Annotated in this window: 18 protein-coding genes, 1 tRNA gene and 1 pseudogene; 8 read left to right on the top strand and 12 right to left on the bottom strand. The window is 64.1% G+C overall.

The window, feature by feature from the left end; translation table 11 throughout:
* Window positions 1–122 precede the first annotated feature (122 nt).
* Window positions 123–614 (top strand): hypothetical protein, encoded by a 492-nt coding sequence (locus ACVIGA_RS05020; RefSeq protein ID WP_456665525.1) that lies wholly within the window; start codon window positions 123–125, stop codon window positions 612–614.
* 399 nt (window positions 615–1,013) lie between these two features.
* On the opposite strand, the gene ACVIGA_RS05025 is transcribed toward ACVIGA_RS05020, so the two are convergent.
* Together ACVIGA_RS05025 and ACVIGA_RS05030 are read right to left on the bottom strand one after the other, a co-directional pair.
* Entirely contained in the window at window positions 1,014–1,163 is a 150-nt protein-coding gene (locus tag ACVIGA_RS05025; RefSeq protein WP_456665526.1) for a hypothetical protein, read from the bottom strand.
* A gap of 849 nt (window positions 1,164–2,012) precedes the next feature.
* Entirely contained in the window at window positions 2,013–2,324 is a 312-nt protein-coding gene (locus tag ACVIGA_RS05030; RefSeq protein ID WP_456665527.1) for a hypothetical protein, read from the bottom strand.
* An 87-nt stretch (window positions 2,325–2,411) separates the two neighbouring features.
* Here ACVIGA_RS05030 and ACVIGA_RS05035 point away from each other — a divergent pair, with 87 nt between their 5' ends.
* Window positions 2,412–2,666 (top strand): hypothetical protein, encoded by a 255-nt coding sequence (locus tag ACVIGA_RS05035; RefSeq protein WP_456665528.1) that lies wholly within the window; start codon window positions 2,412–2,414, stop codon window positions 2,664–2,666.
* Between the two features lie 4 nt (window positions 2,667–2,670).
* On the opposite strand, the gene ACVIGA_RS05040 is transcribed toward ACVIGA_RS05035, so the two are convergent.
* Both ACVIGA_RS05040 and ACVIGA_RS05045 read right to left on the bottom strand, forming a co-directional pair.
* On the bottom strand, window positions 2,671–3,201 hold the full coding sequence (locus tag ACVIGA_RS05040; protein ID WP_092115174.1) for a gamma carbonic anhydrase family protein: 531 nt from the start codon (window positions 3,199–3,201) through the stop codon (window positions 2,671–2,673).
* 98 nt (window positions 3,202–3,299) lie between these two features.
* Window positions 3,300–3,629: a DUF6949 family protein gene (locus ACVIGA_RS05045; RefSeq protein ID WP_092115175.1), complete on the bottom strand. Its 330-nt coding sequence runs from the start codon at window positions 3,627–3,629 to the stop codon at window positions 3,300–3,302.
* A gap of 220 nt (window positions 3,630–3,849) precedes the next feature.
* Between ACVIGA_RS05045 and ACVIGA_RS05050 the strand changes: the two genes are divergently transcribed.
* The gene (locus tag ACVIGA_RS05050) at window positions 3,850–4,560 is read left to right on the top strand and encodes a hypothetical protein (RefSeq protein WP_456670741.1); all 711 of its coding nucleotides are present in this window, start codon (window positions 3,850–3,852) and stop codon (window positions 4,558–4,560) included.
* A gap of 64 nt (window positions 4,561–4,624) precedes the next feature.
* Here ACVIGA_RS05050 and ACVIGA_RS05055 read toward each other — a convergent pair whose 3' ends face one another.
* Both ACVIGA_RS05055 and cysE read right to left on the bottom strand, forming a co-directional pair.
* Window positions 4,625–4,843, bottom strand: coding sequence for a DUF3126 family protein (locus tag ACVIGA_RS05055; protein WP_223976396.1), 219 nt, complete (start codon window positions 4,841–4,843; stop codon window positions 4,625–4,627).
* 138 nt (window positions 4,844–4,981) lie between these two features.
* A complete protein-coding gene (cysE, locus tag ACVIGA_RS05060; protein ID WP_097674153.1) occupies window positions 4,982–5,809 on the bottom strand; it encodes a serine O-acetyltransferase in 828 nt (275 codons plus the stop codon).
* A 196-nt stretch (window positions 5,810–6,005) separates the two neighbouring features.
* Between cysE and ACVIGA_RS05065 the strand changes: the two are divergent.
* Window positions 6,006–7,394, top strand: a pseudogene (locus ACVIGA_RS05065) (hypothetical protein); the annotation flags it as partial.
* Window positions 7,395–7,400: 6 nt separating this feature from the next.
* Here ACVIGA_RS05065 and ACVIGA_RS05070 read toward each other — a convergent pair.
* Both ACVIGA_RS05070 and ACVIGA_RS05075 read right to left on the bottom strand, forming a co-directional pair.
* A complete protein-coding gene (locus ACVIGA_RS05070) occupies window positions 7,401–8,153 on the bottom strand; it encodes an alpha/beta fold hydrolase (RefSeq protein ID WP_456665529.1) in 753 nt (250 codons plus the stop codon).
* A 90-nt stretch (window positions 8,154–8,243) separates the two neighbouring features.
* Entirely contained in the window at window positions 8,244–9,377 is a 1,134-nt protein-coding gene (locus ACVIGA_RS05075) for a hypothetical protein (RefSeq protein ID WP_456665530.1), read from the bottom strand.
* A gap of 249 nt (window positions 9,378–9,626) precedes the next feature.
* Here ACVIGA_RS05075 and ACVIGA_RS05080 point away from each other — a divergent pair, with 249 nt between their 5' ends.
* Together ACVIGA_RS05080 and ACVIGA_RS05085 are read left to right on the top strand one after the other, a co-directional pair.
* Window positions 9,627–9,872, top strand: coding sequence for a zinc-finger domain-containing protein (locus ACVIGA_RS05080; RefSeq protein WP_092115185.1), 246 nt, complete (start codon window positions 9,627–9,629; stop codon window positions 9,870–9,872).
* Between the two features lie 7 nt (window positions 9,873–9,879).
* Window positions 9,880–11,082, top strand: coding sequence for an FAD-dependent monooxygenase (locus ACVIGA_RS05085; protein ID WP_456665531.1), 1,203 nt, complete (start codon window positions 9,880–9,882; stop codon window positions 11,080–11,082).
* 49 nt (window positions 11,083–11,131) lie between these two features.
* Here the strand turns inward: ACVIGA_RS05085 and ACVIGA_RS05090 are convergent, their stop codons facing one another.
* Window positions 11,132–11,566, bottom strand: coding sequence for a twin-arginine translocation pathway signal (locus tag ACVIGA_RS05090; RefSeq protein ID WP_456665532.1), 435 nt, complete (start codon window positions 11,564–11,566; stop codon window positions 11,132–11,134).
* A 224-nt stretch (window positions 11,567–11,790) separates the two neighbouring features.
* Between ACVIGA_RS05090 and ACVIGA_RS05095 the strand changes: the two genes are divergently transcribed.
* A tRNA-Leu gene (locus tag ACVIGA_RS05095) sits at window positions 11,791–11,877 on the top strand.
* Between the two features lie 18 nt (window positions 11,878–11,895).
* Here ACVIGA_RS05095 and ACVIGA_RS05100 read toward each other — a convergent pair.
* Together ACVIGA_RS05100 and ACVIGA_RS05105 are read right to left on the bottom strand one after the other, a co-directional pair.
* Window positions 11,896–13,812, bottom strand: coding sequence for a phospholipase D-like domain-containing protein (locus tag ACVIGA_RS05100; RefSeq protein WP_456665533.1), 1,917 nt, complete (start codon window positions 13,810–13,812; stop codon window positions 11,896–11,898).
* A gap of 123 nt (window positions 13,813–13,935) precedes the next feature.
* Window positions 13,936–14,223 carry a PilZ domain-containing protein gene (locus ACVIGA_RS05105; RefSeq protein ID WP_456665534.1) on the bottom strand — a complete coding sequence of 96 codons (288 nt, stop codon included), beginning with the start codon at window positions 14,221–14,223 and terminating at the stop codon, window positions 13,936–13,938.
* Window positions 14,224–14,502: 279 nt separating this feature from the next.
* Between ACVIGA_RS05105 and ACVIGA_RS05110 the strand changes: the two genes are divergently transcribed.
* Window positions 14,503–14,823, top strand: a complete 321-nt coding sequence (locus ACVIGA_RS05110) for a hypothetical protein (protein ID WP_456665535.1) — start codon at window positions 14,503–14,505, stop codon at window positions 14,821–14,823.
* A gap of 81 nt (window positions 14,824–14,904) precedes the next feature.
* Here ACVIGA_RS05110 and ACVIGA_RS05115 read toward each other — a convergent pair whose 3' ends face one another.
* Window positions 14,905–16,524, bottom strand: coding sequence for an ABC transporter substrate-binding protein (locus tag ACVIGA_RS05115; RefSeq protein ID WP_456665536.1), 1,620 nt, complete (start codon window positions 16,522–16,524; stop codon window positions 14,905–14,907).
* Window positions 16,525–16,712: the final 188 nt, after the last annotated feature.

The following is a 16,712-nucleotide window of genomic DNA, read 5'->3' on the forward strand; positions in this document are numbered from 1 at the left end:
AGCCCCCGGAATTTGCGGCGAGTTTTGCACTCCCCTCGCCACCTGCTTGAATCCCCGGGGGTTTTGCCCGCGCCGAGGTTGTGCTATTCGGAACCTTTCAATTGATGTCCGGTTCTGGTCGCATGGTCGAACTTGCCCCCCGGAATGCACAAGCCAGCAGCCTGATCGGCGTGCAGCCGATCGCGATCGGCGCCGTGGCACTGGTGCTCGTGCTGTTCGGGATCGGCTCGATCGCGCTGTGGCGCAGTTTCAGCGGCAACGTGCCGGAAACTGACCGGATGGTCGCCGCCCGTCAGTTGCAGGCGCGGACCGCGCAGGTCTCCGAGGCCCTGGTGGAAAAGACCAAGGGCATGGAGGTGACCCAGCAGGAATCCATCGACCAGTTGCAGGAAGTGCAGGACCAGCTGCTGAGCATGCGCAAGCAGTTTGCCGCGCAGCAGGCCGACGCCAAGAAGCTGTCCGACCAGGTCGCCGCACTGACCGAACAGGTCGAGGGCCTGCGCCAGTCGCTGGCGAGCGCGCAGGCCAATGAGCCGGCCGCCGACCCCGAGCCGCGCAAGCGGTCGAAGGCCACTCGGAGCGCCAACCGGAAGCGCCACAGATCGCGCGGTTGAGGATTGATGGCGGCCGAGCGCCCTGTCACCGGCCCGGCCATCAAAAAGCGCCAAATCCCGAGCAACATCAGGACCTAAGGTGGAACTTCCAGCTCCAGGCCTGCCGACAGCAGCCTCGCAAGAGTGCCCGTTACCGTGAATTAATCCGGACTTTGTGAACTGGTTCACATATCCGACTTCGAATCCGAGTCATCCTTAAACACCGGATGGCGTGAGCCGATTTCAATATCCGGGGCTGGCAAGGTCGTTGACGGTATACTACGTCGACGGCCTTGTTCTTTTGGGGCCGTGAATTCTCCCTATCTCTGGATTGCCAACCCGAAAACGCGCCGCGCTGAGCTGACGCTCTGCACGCGCAACGTTGCTGCGGCTGAAGCCGCGGCGATCCGCCGTTGCCGTCTACCTGGTGCGGTCACGCAAGACGCGCTCGCCCCGCTGCCGCAGCCGTGCAAGCTTCGGCTCGAGCTCGTGGAGCATGTAGACGAATGCGATGGCGAGGCCCGAAACAACGACCATGAACAGCAATGTCAGATCAGGAGTGGTCAGCATCTCTGATATCCTCTGAGGCCCGGCTCCAATCGCAGCCGGACCGTTTGTTTTCGCGACGCGTTCACGCACAGACTGCTGCGATGCGGTGCAAGCCGCATACCAATGCGCGACGGCCCCGGCATCAAAACACCGAGGCCGCGCCGATCATTCCAACATCATCGGCATGGCGATCCAATGGAGCGGCCATGCGTCAGCAGATGTCTCAGTTGCAAACCTGCACGGGCCGGACCTGCCAGCCATAGGGCGTCAGCATGCGACGGCGCACGACGTAGCAGCCGCCGTCACCATATCCATAGCCGTAGCCATACCCGTCATCGTAGCCGTAACCGGCGTAGTACGGGTTGCCGTAGTAGCCGTCATAGTAATCGTAGGCGCCGTAGCCCAGGCCGAAGCCGATCGCGGCCGCCGCGAACGGATAACCCCAGCCACGCCGATGCCAGCCGCCGCCGTGCCAGCCTCCACCATGCCAGCCGCCGCCGTGCCAACCGCAGCCGACCGGAAGCCACCGCCCGCGCCCATGGCGCGGAAAGCGCCGCCACCACCGTGGAAGCCACCAAAGCCCCCACCACCGTGGAAGCCACCACCGCCGTGGAAACCGCCACCACCAAAACCACCTCGAGCCGACGCGGCATCGACCGTGAACAGGCCGACCATCGCCGTCGCCAGCAAGGCAATCATCGTTTTACGCAACATCACCCGTCACTCCTCTGTCCAAGGCTTTTCTTTGCAAGCCTCCTCCGCCGCGTCCCGCCCATGCTAACTCAATGTAGGACCGCGGCTTCAGCCGCGCGCTCATGTCGCGCTCACATCTGCGCGACCCGCGTTCATCAAAGGCGCGGCCGCCAAGAGTTAACAGCCGCGGCAGATGCCGTTGACCCGGCGGTCGACCGTCCTGTTCTCGTCGGCGATCGCCTTGTCGAAGCTTTCGCTCGACGCTGCGCCGGTGGTGACGCCCTCACTGGTGTTCAGCCGGCCGGCAGATTGCGCCGTGCCGGCGCTGTTGGTGCCGGGCGGCGGTGACGCGACTTGCGGCGATGTCGGGCTGACTGACGAGGGGCTGCCGGTCCCGGTGCCGCTTCCGTTACCTTGGGCGACGCTAACGGTGGGCGCCAGCAGAATGGCGATTGTCGCGAACACGGCGGTGGCGGATAATTTGCGCATGGCAATTCTCCCTTGCGGACATCAACGGGTCCGCAAAACGCCGGTTCCCACAGGCGTTGGGGCAATACAGTTTGGGAGCAATGCAATTTGCGCAAGCTAATCGAATTTGACGACGATACTGCCGACAAGCTGAAGCAGCTTGGGCGCGATCGGATGGCGACGTTGCAGGAGCTGGCGGACGAGGCCTTCGCCGACCTCCTCAAGAAGCACGGTATTCCGATCGACCTGAAGGATGCGCTGCGCAAGAGCGCAAGACTTCAGGAGACAGCAGGACTGCAGCAAGCAGCCAAGCCAAGCCCCGCACCCCCGAAGGGCGCACGCAAGCAGGGCCGGAAGCGCTAAGGCTTCAGCCGATCTTCTTCAGTCCGGCCTTGTACTGCGGGCCCCTGATCGCGTAGGACTTCGCCGGCCGCGACAACGCCTCTGCCTGCGCGGCGTCCAGCGTGCGCACCACGCGCGCGGGGGCACCGATGATCAGGGAATTTTCCGGAAACTCCTTGCCCTCGGTGATGACGGAGCCGGCGCCGACGACGCTGCCGCGCCTGATGCGCGCGCCGTTCATCACGATCGATCCCATCCCGATCAGCACGCCGTCTTCCAGCGTGCAGCCGTGCACGATCGCGTTGTGGCCGATCGTGACGTTGTTGCCGATGGTCAGGGGAAAGCCGGGATCGACATGCAGGGTCGAATTGTCCTGGACGTTGGAGCCCTCGCCGATCTCGATCCACTCATTGTCGCCGCGCAGCACAGCGCCGAACCAGACGCTCGCCGCGGATTTGAGGCGCACCTTGCCGATCACAACGGCATTGTCGGCGATGAAGTAGCTGCCGTCGGCGGGAAGATCGGGCCCCTGCCCGTCGAGTTCGTAGATCGCCATGAAGGTCTCCTTGGATCAAGGTGACCTTGGCACAGCGGACGACGTGGTTTCAAGCAAGTGCAGTCATGATCCGGACACGGATCAGGATCAGGCGCGGATCACCCGATCACACCGGCAGCGCGCAGCGTCATCACGAAGAAGGTGCCCGACATCAAGCTCCAGAAGCCGGAGATGACGGTCGCCATCATCACGAACTCGAAGCGGCGGCGCTCGATGCGCGCACCGCGCAGCGTGTTGCGCATGATGATGAACGGTGCGGCGAAGACGAGAAACGGGACCGCAGCGAAGGTCCTCGGCGCCACGCCCTCCTGCAGCAGGCCGAAGCCGGCCGGACGCTCCGCCATCGCCTGATAACCGCTGGCCAATGCGCCGGCGAGCGCGAAGCCAATGAAGAGCGAGAACAGGGAATTCAAGGTATCGGGCGACATCGGGACTTCCGCTACGCAACAGGCCACTCACACCTGCTTCGCAGAATTGGCGGCGGGCCGCCACATCATCCTTAAGGAAAGGTTAACCGGGGACACCAGGCGCGGCGTTTGCGCATGACCATTCGCTCCGGGATTCCGTTGCAATCGTACGGAAATTCCGCGTCACGTGGCATATTCGGCAGGTGATTCGGCCACTCCCGGTCTGCTGTTTGCCTCGCTCATGACGCTACTCTCGACTGCCCAGCATCTCGCCCGCGACACCCGCCGCAATCCGCGCGCGCATCTCGTTCCGATCATCGCCTCGGCCGTCATCGCGGCCGGTGCGATTGCCCTCGTCGCCTATCTGTTGTGGCCGACCTATACGACCGTGCCGCCCAGCGATCCGTCGCGGCTGCCGGTGAGCGTCGGCGGCACGCTGTTCAACGTGCCGACCATGGCGGTGCGCATGAAGATCCAGCGCCATTCCGGGCCGCAGGAGCGCGTCGATCTGAGCTTCCTCTATCCGTCGCTGGAGGCGCCTGCCGCGCCGAAGCACTACAGCGCCGAGACGGTCGAGGACAAGGTGCAGCCGATCGACAGGATCTTCGTGTCGATCGCGGCACATCACGATTCACTCGCGCCGGACATGCGGCTGCGCACGATCTATCCGCGCTATCTCGACGAGCGCGCGAACACCGATGACGGCCTGACGGCGCGCGCGTTCCGCGACGGCACGCCCTATGGCGGCGAAGATTTGTTCACCGCGACCGAGCCGCAGCTGATCGCGCGCTGCACGCACGATACCTCCACGCCCGGCATGTGCCTGAGTGAGCAGCGCATCGAGGGCGCCGACCTGACCTTCCGCTTTCCGCGCAGCTGGCTGGCGCAATGGCGCGACATCGCCACCGCGATGATCCGCCTCTCCGCGCAGATGCACAGCGCGAAGGGGTAACGCCGTCATTGCGCCTGAGCGACGCCCGCTCCGCGGGTTCCTCGCAATGACGGCCTTAGGCTGTTCAGCCCTGGTCGCCCAGATCTTCTTCCAGGATGGCCATCTGGAACTGGAACGAGCGATCATCGTCCTCGTCGTCGACGAACAGCACGCCGATGAACTCCTCGCCGATATAAACCTCGGCCGAGTCGTCCTTCTTGGGCCGCGGCACCACGCGGATCTTGGGATTGCTGAACACGCGTTTGAGATACGCGTCGAGCTTCCTGACTTCCTGTACGTCCACAGCCGTCTCCAATCGGGTCGATGATTTTCGGGGGAGTTTTAGGACGAGACGGCAAAGATCGCCAGAGCCTTTTCAGGCTTTGGCGACGTGATGTTGCGCACAGGCTAAAGCGCGGTACCGATCAGAAAGCGAATGAAATCAAAGCCCGATCGCATTGAGCATCTGGTCCATGGTGCGCGACGGCTCGGCACAGCCGGCCTCGCCGACGATCTTCGCCGGCACGCCCGCAACCGTGACGTTGTGCGGCACGGGCTTGACAACGACGGAGCCCGCCGCGATGCGCGCGCAGTGACCGATCTCGATATTGCCGAGGATCTTGGCGCCGGCGCCGATCAGCACGCCGTGGCGGATCTTCGGATGGCGATCCTCGTTCTCCTTGCCGGTGCCGCCGAGGGTGACGCCATGCAGGATCGAGACATCGTCGTCGATGACGGCGGTCTCGCCGCAGACGAAACCGGTGGCATGATCGAGGAAGATGCCGCGGCCGATCCTGGCCGCCGGATTGATGTCGGTCTGGAACACCGCCGACGAGCGGCTCTGCAGGTAGAAGGCAAAATCCTTGCGGCCCTTCTGATAGAGCCAGTGCGCGAGACGATGGGTCTGCAGCGCGTGGAAGCCCTTGAAGTAGAGCAAGGGATCGATGAAGCGCGAGGTCGCGGGATCGCGGTCATAGACGGCGACGAGATCGGCGCGGAAGGCGTTGCCGATATCGGGCTCATCGCGCAATGCCTCGCCAAAGGTCTGGCGGATCAGGTCGCCCGACAGCGCGGCGTGATCGAGCCGCTCGGCAATGCGATGGACCACGGAATCTTCCAGGCGCTCATGATGCAGCACGGTCGCATAGATGAAGGATGCAAGCTCCGGCTCGCGCCGCAGGATGTCTTCCGCCTCGCCGCGAATTCGATCCCAGATCGGATCGAGCGCCGCCAGCTTGCTCCCCTGCGGATTGACCTGATGAACTGCCATAGCTGCTCTCGCAATTCGGTTGTTCTGATGTGCGTTATAGCACGGTGACCCCAGCGCGTCCCGGGAAGGCTCGGTACGGTAAACCCCAGCCGAACGGCCCCGGGCCGACGTCTAGGGGAATTGGTCGGGATTTTGCCGAAATCAAGCCGTGCTTCTGCAACTATTGGCGGATTTCGTCCCGAGTGTGGTTTTGGGCATGGTCGGCCCCAATAAAAAGGGGGGAAATACCATCAATACCCAGACGTTACGTGGGCGCCTGACCGATGCACGGTCGGTCTGGATCGCCACCATTGCCATTCCCCTCCTGCTGCTCGCGCCTGCCTTCTGGAACGGCTATCCGCTGCTCCAATGGGATACCGGCGGCTATCTGGCGCGCTGGTACGAGGGCTATCTGGTGCCGAGCCGGTCCACGGTGTTCGGCATCTACCTGCACGTCGGTGAGACGTCGGGCTTCTGGCTCAACCTCGGCATCCAGACCCTGGCAACGCTGTGGATCCTGCAACTGACCCTGCGCATGCTCGAGCTCGCCCGGCCGGTCCGGCTGATCGCGATCAGCCTTGCGCTGATCGCAACCACCGCCCTGCCCTGGCTCGCCAGCATGCTGCTGACCGACATCTTTGCCGGCCTTGCGGTGCTCGCGCTCTTCGTCCTCATCCTGCACGGCGACAGGATCTCGACCCTGGAGAAGGCGGTGCTGTTCGGATTCACAGCGTTTTCTGCCGCCACGCATAGCGCGACGCTCGCGGTGCTGCTCGTCCTGTGCTGCGTCGGCTGGATGCTGCGTCCGTGGCTCGGCCGCCGCGTCCCGGTCGCGGGGCTCGTGCAGGGCAGCCTGACCATCGTCACCGGCGCGGTGATGCTGCTGGCGGCGAACTTCGCGCTGTCGGGACAGCTTGCCTGGACACCCGGCGGCTATGGCGTCGCCTTCGGCCGCATGCTGCAGGATGGCATCGTCGCGCAATATCTGCGCGATCATTGCGCGACGGAGAACCTGAAGCTCTGCCCCTATCGCGACGAGTTGCCGCCGACCGCCGACGACTTCCTGTGGGGCCACAGCATGTTCAACACCCTCGGCCGCTTTCAGGGACTGAATGACGAGATGGGCCACATCGTGGTGCGCTCGCTGGCCGAATATCCGACATGGCAGGCCAAGGCGGCGCTGAAAGCGACCGCCGACCAGCTGTTGGATGTCGCGACCGGCGAAGGCTCCTCGGGCTGGATCCCGCACACCTACGGCATCATCGGGCGCTATATTCCCAAGCAGGTCGCGCCGATGCGCGCCGCGCGGCAACAACAATGGGCCCTCGACTTCACAACGATCAACCGCATCCACGTGCCGGTCGCGTTCGGCTCGATGCTGCTGGTCGTGATCCTGTTCGGCCGCGGACTGTGGCAGCGGCGGCTCGACGATCTGACGCTGTTGGCGGGCACGGTGACGCTCGCTCTGCTCGGCAATGCCGTCGTCTGCGGCGTGATCTCGGGGCCGCACGACCGCTACGGCGCGCGCCTGGTCTGGGTTGCGACCTTCGTGGTGTTGATCGCAGCGTCACGCGCCTTCGCCAAGGACGATGCCGAGAGCGATTCCGACGAGCTATTTTCGATGCGACAGGAAGTCGATGACGCCGGTCTTGTAGACCTTGTCACCGACCGCCCGCATGTGGTCGCGGTTCGGAATGTCGAGCACCTGCGATCCCGGAATGACCCGGCCGAGCGCTGACGCCGAGCCCGCGATCTCATCCTTGCTGCCGACTGCGATCAGAACCGGCACGCCGATCCCGGCGGCCTCCTCGCGCGTCATCAGGCGGCGCGAGCCGCGCAGGCAGGCGGCGAGCGCGCGGCGGTCGGAACGGGTCTGATCGGCGAAGGCGCGGAAAGTGCGGCCGACCGGATCGGTGACATCGTCGAGCGACGGCGCCTCCAGCGCAAGCGCGACGGCCTCGCCGGGGCCGCCGCCCTCGATCAACCCGATGCCGATGCCACCGAGGATCGCCGAACGCACCCGATTGGAATTCTCGAGCGCCAGGATCGCCGTCATCCGCGAGCCCAGCGAATAGCCCATGATGTCGGCGCGTGCGATTCCGAGATGATCCATCAGCGCGATCACGTCGCTTGCCATGGTCGCGATCTCGTACTGCGCGGCGTCGTAGAGCTTGGCGGATTCACCGTGGCCGCGATTGTCGAGCGCGATGACGCGCCGGCCGGCCTTGACGAGCTCCGAGACCCAGGTCGGATAGATCCAGTTGACGTTCTTGCTCGAGGCAAAGCCGTGCACCAGCACGATCGGCTCGCCCGCGCCTTCGTCGATATAGGCAATCTCAACATCGCCGTGGTGGAAACTCGGCATCTTCGATTCCGTTTTTTCTTGAGACTTGGGATTTGAGACTTGGGATTTGCGATTGGCGATCGACCGGCGACCGCAAGCTTAGCGTGAAATCTAGCCTTGGGCGGGCATACTCGCCAAGGTAGCCTGGGCAGCCATCTGCCGCTTCAGGCGCAGCGCCTTGCTGCGTCTGAGCCACCATGCCGTGGCTCGCTCGGTGGTGGCCTTGATCGACGACAGGAAGCCGAACAACGCGAGCAGCGCGCCGAACAGCCACATGGTGAGATTGAATGTGCCGGCCACGAGCAGCAGGGCGCCGCGGCCGAGCAGCTTGATGATCGCGCGGGTCTGGCCGCCCTTCGTCTCCGCGATGCGGGCCGCGCGCGCGATCTCCTGCGGGTTCTCCGCGACCTTCAGCGTGTCGCGCGCGGCACGAACCCCGGCCGCCTCGCCGATACGCCCGACGTCCTTGGCGACGCGCACCAGTGCGCCGGCCTTCTCGGCGCGAAATGCCGCGCGGATCGCGGTTGCAGTTTCCGCCGGCCGCAGCACCGAGCCGGAGGCGACCGCCTCACGGAGCGCCGGCTGATCGACCACCTCGCGCGTCGAGCGCCCGGCCCATTCGATCATCCCCTCGCTCAGCCGTCCGGCCTTGCGCGTATCCTTGACCAGCGTCAGTCCGGCGCGCAGCGGCGCGGCGCCGCCGATCGACACATAGGTGGCCGCGGTCACGGCGAGCCCGGCGGCCGCAAGGCCGAGCACCAGTTGGTCGGTATCCTCGCCCATCACGAGATGCTTGCCCTCGCGCACGACGTCCCTGACGTCACCGAACACGAACAGGTCGCCTGCGACCGTGCCGGACAGGCTTGCGACATCGTCGGCATTGCCGGTCACGAGGCCGGTGGCAAATCCCTTGGCGAAATGCGTGGTGGACGACTGCTCGGCCCGCGCGTCGTCGACGCGTTTTGCGAGTTCATCACTGAGTGCGATGTTCTGCTCGCTTGCGAGCGCGACGAAGCTGGTCGCAAGATCGGCATCTCCCGAAGCGAGTGCCGCCTCGATATTGTCCGATATCAACGCCGGGTTGTTGCGCAGGACGGAATTGAGCCTGAGGTCGGCGAGCGCAGCCGGATCGTTCCGCGCTGACAGCACCATGCCGGCGTCCCGGGCGTGCGGCCAAATGGCCGCGCCCACGGCAGCGCTTGCTGCCAGGCCGGCCACCGCAAGACTGAGGCGCACGCCGTTCATTCCGCTGAAAACCTCAAGTTTAATTCGTCTTGTTCAGTTGGCCTTGGAAATAGTGTGCCGTTTTTGCGACACAACGGCTCCGACCAAAGAAGGGCTTCTCTGGGACGACAAGATTGTGTCGAATTTGCATGAGCAAATGAGCCATCGGGGCTCTAGGAATCAACTGTTCCCGCCAGTATGGTGCGCGGCATTTCGCGATGCCGCATGCAGTTGATTGCGTCTGCCCATCGTTGCTACCAAGGTGAGAATATGTCCGACCACGTCGTCCCGCACTTCCATAACGATGCCGGTGTCTCGGTGATCGAGATCGGGTCGCAGGAGTTCATGTGCGTGGGCGCCAACCCTCCGTTCGACCATCCGCACGTGTTCCTCGACCTCGGCAACGACAGCGAGATCATCTGCCCGTACTGCTCGACGCTCTATCGCTTCGCATCCGACCTCGCTGCCGGCGAAGCCCGGCCGCCGGAATGCGTGCTGAAAGACAAGGTCGCCTGACCGCCCCGTGGCGCTGACGCGAACCGTCATCGTTGCCGGCGCCGGGATCGGAGGACTGACGGCGTCGCTGACCTTGACGGCACAAGGCTTTCGTGTCGTCGTGCTGGAAAAGGCCGAGCGGCTCGAGGAAGCCGGCGCCGGAATCCAGCTCTCTCCCAATGCCAGCCGCATCCTGGTCGAGCTCGGGCTCAAGGAACCGCTTGCGCGCCGCGCGGTCACGCCGGAATCCGTCAACATCCTGAGCGCGCGGGCCGGTGGCGAGATCGCACGGATGCCGCTCGGCCAGGCCGCCGAGTTCCGCGCCGGCGCCCCCTATTGGGTGATCCACCGCGCCGATCTGCAGGCCGCGTTGCAGGCCGCCGTCAATGAGCATCCCGATATCGACCTGCGGCTCGGCTGCCAGTTCGAGGACGTGACCAAGCATGCCAAGGGCCTGACGGTGGTGCAGCGCCGCGGCAACGCACGGCAGGAGGAATTGGCGGTTGCGCTGATCGGCGCCGACGGCATCTGGTCGTCGGTCCGCGGACATTTGTTTCCGGATGTACAACCGAAATTCTCCGGCCTGATCGCCTGGCGCGGCACGCTGGACGCGACCGCCCTGCCGCGCGAATACACCGCGCCGCGCGTGCAGCTGTGGATGGGACCGGACGCGCATCTCGTGGCCTATCCGATCTCGGCCGGGCGCCAGGTCAACGTGGTCGCGATCATGTCGGGTACCTGGAACCGGCCGGGCTGGAGCGCGCCCGGCGACATCAACGAGATCAAGGGCGCGTTCGCCACCGCGCGCTGGCCCGCCACGGCGCGGATGCTGATCGGCGCGGTCGACGGCTGGCGCAAATGGGCGCTGTTCACCCTGCCCGACATCGGCCGCTGGAGCGAAGGCGCGGTGACGCTGCTCGGCGACGCCGCGCATGCGATGCTGCCGTTTGCCGCGCAAGGCGCCGGCATGGCGATCGAGGATGCGGCCGTGCTCGCCAAGGCCCTGGCCGACTGCACCGGCGAAAACACCGCAGGGATTCCCGCCGCGTTGAAGCGCTACGCCGAGATGCGGCGCGGCCGCGTGCTGAAGGTGCAGCGCATGGCGCGGCAGCAGGGCCGCATCTATCATTTGAACGGCCCCCTGGCGATCGCGCGCGATCTCGCGATCCGCGCCATCGGTCCGCAGCGCATGCTGGCGCGGCAGGACTGGATCTACGACTGGCGCGCCTAGCCACGCGCGCTTGCACGCACACAGCACCGGGTCGTATGGAAACGTTGACTTAGTGAACGAGGCCTCGCGGCGCGCGCGGGCCCTTCGCCCCCGGCGCAGGCGCCGCGGGTGCGGCCGCCGCAGGCGCATCCGGCGGGCTCCCATGGCACTTGTTGGCGCGCCAGGCCTGATCCACCAGCCTTTGCTGGGCGTGGATCGAAATCAGCTCGTTGCGATAGACCATCTCGGAGACCACGGTACCGCCGACGCCGGTCTCCGCCTTGGCCATCAACTTTTCCTGATCCGTCGCGCGAGACGCGAGATTCTTGCGCTCGGTCTCGAGCTGCTTGCAATCATACAAATCGTATTTGGCGGGATCGGCGAATGCACCCGGCACGCTGTCGCCGATCTGCGCGCAGCCGGAAACGCCCGCAGCCGAGGCGAGCAGCGCAACGATGGCTGCCGCGCGCGACAGATTTGGGCGGCGGGGAAGACGAACAGACATTCAGCTTTCTTAATCCGACAGTGTTGAGATTGCCTAAAGCAGCCGCCGGTGTCCGGATTGAGGCTCAATCGCGGCGGCGCGCTGCTTATCCCAATGCTCGGCCGCCGAAGCAAATGGAATTGCAGGCCACGCCTTAAGCCTTTGAATGCGCACCTGTTAGCAGCGGATAATGGCAATTCCACTCCGCCGGCAAACGCGCTAGTAATCGGCGCGCCTGGCGCAATGCGGACGTGGCGGAATTGGTAGACGCAAGGGACTTAAAATCCCTCGACGGCAACGTCATGTGGGTTCGAGTCCCACCGCCCGCACCAGCCCGTTGCGCACCGCTCTTACTTCTTGGCCTTCGCCTTCTTTGCCTTGGCCTTCTTCGTCGTTCGGGCCTTGGCTTTCTTTGCCTTCGCGGCCTTTGCCGGCTTGCCGGCCTTCGCCTTCTTCGCCGATTTCTTGGCTGACTTCTTGGCAGCTTTCTTGGCCGATTTCTTCGGGGCTTTCCTGGCAGCTGTCTTCGTCGAAGCCCTAGCAGCCACTGCGGGCCGTTGCGCCGCGCCGACGCTGCCCGCGCCACGCGTCGGGCGCGGCGGCACCGGCTCCTCCATCCAGAAATCCAGCTCCTGCTCCTTGCCGCCGCCCGGCTTCCAGCCGTCGAGCGAATAGATCTGATCCGGATTGCCGCCGCTGCCGAGATAGCCGCGCCAGGAATAGTGGTCGTAAACGCCGTTGATGTGCAGCGCATAGGCCTGGGCAAGCTGCTTGTTGCCGCGGATGATCACCAGATTCTCGTCATTCTTCTCGGAGGCCGCGACCGAGAAATTGTGCGACCCGGTGATGACGGCGCAATTGTCCGAGAACGGATCGATCACGATGGTCTTGGAGTGAACGATCGCGATCATCCCCGCGTTGCGGATCTGCTGGACGCTGAATTCGACGTCTGCCCATGAAGGTTCGTTGGTGGCGCTCACGCCATGCGGCAGCTGGACGTCGTCATGAAAGGATTGCTGCGGCGCGCCCGATTTGACGACTTCTCCGCCGACCGAAACGATGTCGCCGTTCTTGCTGGGCATCATGGTCGACACCACGCCACGAACATAGACGTCGTTTTGCTGTGCGCGGTCCAGCAGGGCATCCAGCAGCGGCGATTGCCCCGGCATGAACATCAGGAAGAGCGCGCCGTCCTTGGCGTTCTTGATCAGGTCCAGCACCGGCTTGAATTCCGCCTCGCCGTTGGTCGCGGCGAAATAGACCGAAATGTTGCTGTCGCTGGTCGGAGTGGAATTCGACGTCTTCAGCGCGGGCGGCATGGCGTTGCCGGCAGCGACCAGCTTGCCCCACTGATCGAGATAGCGCTTGGCGATTACCGCATTCTCGATGATCAGCACGTTGTTGAGCTGCGTGCACAGCCCGGTGGTGGTCCAGTTGGTGCTGCCGGTCAGCACGCGGATCGCGTTGCCGTGCGCGTCGCTCTCGACCACGAACTTGTTGTGGACGCTGGGCGACGACCTGCCCGCATTCGACAGATCGCGATGCTTGACCGTCAGGCCGGCGCCGCTGAGCTCGCCCGCGATGTTCGGCTTGGTCGCGCTGCCGTTGCCGAGCAGGACGTTGCCGCGGCTGCCGAACGGCTTCAGCGCGCCGACCAGCTCCTCGTCATTCATCTCGTAGATCGCTGCATGGATCTGGCTGCCGCGGAGATCGGCATCGTGCAGGAAGGCCAGGATCTCGTGCAGGGCATCGCCCGAAAGGTAGCGCCGCGCCTGGTTGGCCGGGTCGGACAGGCCCTTGACGAAATTGCGCAGCGAGTCGTCGGACGCATCACCCTTCACGAAGCGGCTGACGATCTGGGACATCAGGGTGCCGCGGTTGAAATAGGCCGACAAGCCGCCGCCCGCATCGCCGGAAGCGACCGCCGGCGTCGTCCAGGCGGACACCGAGGCGGCATCGGGCGTGAACGTCCCGTTCGCGGCGCTCTTCATCGCTGTCACGCGATACGAGACATTGTCGGTGTCGACGACGCTGTGATCGGTCCAGATGCAGCGCCGGAACGGCGATTGCGTCGAGGAGATGCCGGCGTCCGCCACCGGCTTCTCGCCGGGCTTCGGCGGAATGCGGTTCGACAGCACGGTCGTCTGTTGCGTGATATTGTTGCGCCGCTCGAGCTGGAAACCGACCCAGTCGTTGGACCAGGTGTCCGGCTGCCAGGCGATCAGGATATCATCGGCGTTCGCGTAAGCCTTGACATTGATTGTCATCGCAATTTCCCCGAGGCTGGGTATCGGCCCGGCGGACAATACTCCGCTAACCTTGGGTAGTTTGTGAAATAGACGACAACTTTTCGTGCAAATCGGCGCGGAGCGGACGCCGGGCATCGAGCCCTACTCGAACGCCAGTCCCAGCCGCTTCTGCTTCTTCCATACGATGCGGCATGGCCACCGCTGGCCGTCGACGGCGAGAGTGAAGCGGTCGGGAAACCACAGCGGCGAGTTCACTTCGATGCAGGCGCCCTGAGGCGAGAGATTCCGGACCGTGCAGGCGATCACTTCATTGCCGAACTCGATCGCTCCCGACTTGAGGACGCGGCGGTGTGCGCCGGCACGGCGCTGCTCGGTCGGCATTGGCTGTTGCGCGCTGGCCGGTGCGGGCCTGCTATCGTCGTCGGCCATGGGCCCGTCGCGGTAGGTACACAGACTGGCGGTCAGGTTACGATCCAATACTGACAGGAACCTTAAGCCGCCGCCAACCGAATTGGTATGCCAGGACGTGCCAGCGGGCTGGGCAGATGCGCACGGCATCGTGGTCTCGCATCACCTCATCGTGTCTTTCTACTGTGGCGCGCTTCACATGCCGCGATCGCTGACTGTGGTAGTGTCGGCCCGTTGGAAAATTCTGGCCGCACATTTCGCGGCCGTCACATTTCGAAATCAATGAGTTGGAGATAGGCGATGACGATTGCGGATCGCAATCGGATTGCCAGTCGCAATCAGATTGTCGGCAATACCGCGCCCGATCACGGTGCTTCCATCCTCGAGCACAGCGACGACGCGGCTCACTGCAGCAACGGGCTCAACGCACAGAGATTCCTCGATGCGACGCCCAACGATCGTGCGATCTACCGGCGATGGATTCGCAGCGCGGTCGTGGCGTGCGGATTGTTGGCGTTCGCCGCGGGCGCAATGGTCTGGATGAACGGCGCCAGCGTCGGACAGACCCAGCTCTCGAGCCTGTCGAGCACGAGCAACGCGAAATCGGGCCACGGCAATTAAGGAACGCCGTCGCGCAGACGGCGCGAAACGAAAAATGGCCGGGACAAGTCCCGGCCACTCGTATTGCGTCAAGCTGCAAGCTTACTCGGACTTGTCGACATTCCAGAAGATCGGCGTCGCCGGACCATCGAGCACACCGGACAGCGACTTCCGCCAGGCGCTCGGACCCTGATACTGACCGAGCGGAATGTAGATGACCTGCTCGTAGGCTTCCTTCTGGATATCGGCCGCGATCTTCTTCTGCTCGTCGAGCGACGGCGCGCGAACGAAGGCGTCCTTCAGCTGTTCGATCTTCGGATCGTCGGCCCAGCCGAACCATCCGCCATTCTTGCCCTGGCCGCCAATCGAGAGGTTGGAGATCGGGTTGGAGACGTCGGCACTGACCCAGTTGGTGAAGAACATGTTCCAGCCGCCATCCTTCGGCGCCTTCTGGCTGGCGCGGCGGGTCACCACGGTCTGCCAGTCGGTGGCCTGCAGGTCGACCTTGAAGCCGGCGTCGCGCAGTTGCTGGGCCACAACAACCGGCTGCGCCTTGAGCGTGGTGACATCGCCAGGCGCCATGATGACGACGGGCGTGCCATCATAGCCCGACTCGGCAAGCGCCTTCTTGGCCGCCGCCATGTCGCCGCCCTTCAACAACGTCTCACCGCCGACCTCGGACGCGAACGGCGTATCGCAGATGAAGAAGGAGACGCAGGTCTTGTAATACTTGGGATTGCCGACCAGCGCGTCGAGCACCTGCTTCTGGTTGATCGCCATCAGCGCCGCCTGGCGAACCTTGATGTTGTCGAACGGCGGATAGAGGAAGTTCATGCGGCCCAGCGTCTGGAAGCCGAACTTGTTCAGCGTCTCGACCTTCAGGTCCTTGTCGCCTTCCAGGATCGACAACGTGTCGAACGACGGGTTCTCCAGGAAATCGATGTCGCCGGATTGCAGCGCATTCATCGCCGTCTGCGCGTCGGCCATCGTGACCCACTCGACGCGGTCAACCTTCACGACCTTGCCGCCCGCGGTCCAGCTCGCCGGCTCCTTGCGCGGCACGTAGTCCGTGTTCTTGACATAGACCGCCTTCACGCCCGGCTGGAATTCAGCCTGAACGAATTTGAACGGGCCCGAGCCGATCTGCTCCGGGATCGGCTTGTCCGGCGGGGTTTCGGCCAGCCGCTTCGGCATCATGAAGGCAACGCGCGACGACGGCTTGCCGATCGAATCCAGCACCAGGCCGTAGGGCTCCTTCAGCTTCAGCGTGATCGTCTTCGCGTCGGTGGCCTCCAGGCTCGCCGTGAAGTCCATCAGCTTCTGGCCCATGCCGTCGACCTTGGCCCAGCGCTTCAGCGAGGCGACGCAGTCTTCGGCAGTCACCGGCGTTCCATCGTGCCACTTCAGGCCGTCGCGCAAAGTGAACGTGTAAGTGAGCTTGTCGTCGGATACCTTCCAGTCGGCCATCTGCGGCTGGATCTTGAAGTTGGAGTCGGTCGCCACCAGCGTGTCGAAAACCATGTAGCCATGGTCTCGCGTGATGTACGCCGTGGTCAGGATCGGATCGATGACGCGCAGATCCGAATGCATCACCGCGGTGATGGTCTTGCCCGCGGCCATGGCCTGCGGTGCAAGCGACAATTCCTGCGGCGCGAACGACAACGCTAGCGCCGTCAACGCAGCCGCTAGCGTGCGGTGCTTCCAACGCGAGATAGGCAACATGCAATTTCTCCTGACGTGTAACTGGTCAAAGCCGGCTTATTCGTTATGCATGCGGTTCGTTATTTAGGCGAACTAACATGCTGTATGGCTTGTGAAATCGAGACTTGCATCAAGCGCAATGCGCGTCAATCGGTTTTGGGCAGGATCAAACGTATACGAACGAATGAGCGGCGGGTGCAGCGCATTTG

The sequence above is a fragment of the Bradyrhizobium sp. USDA 3240 genome (assembly GCF_054063295.1).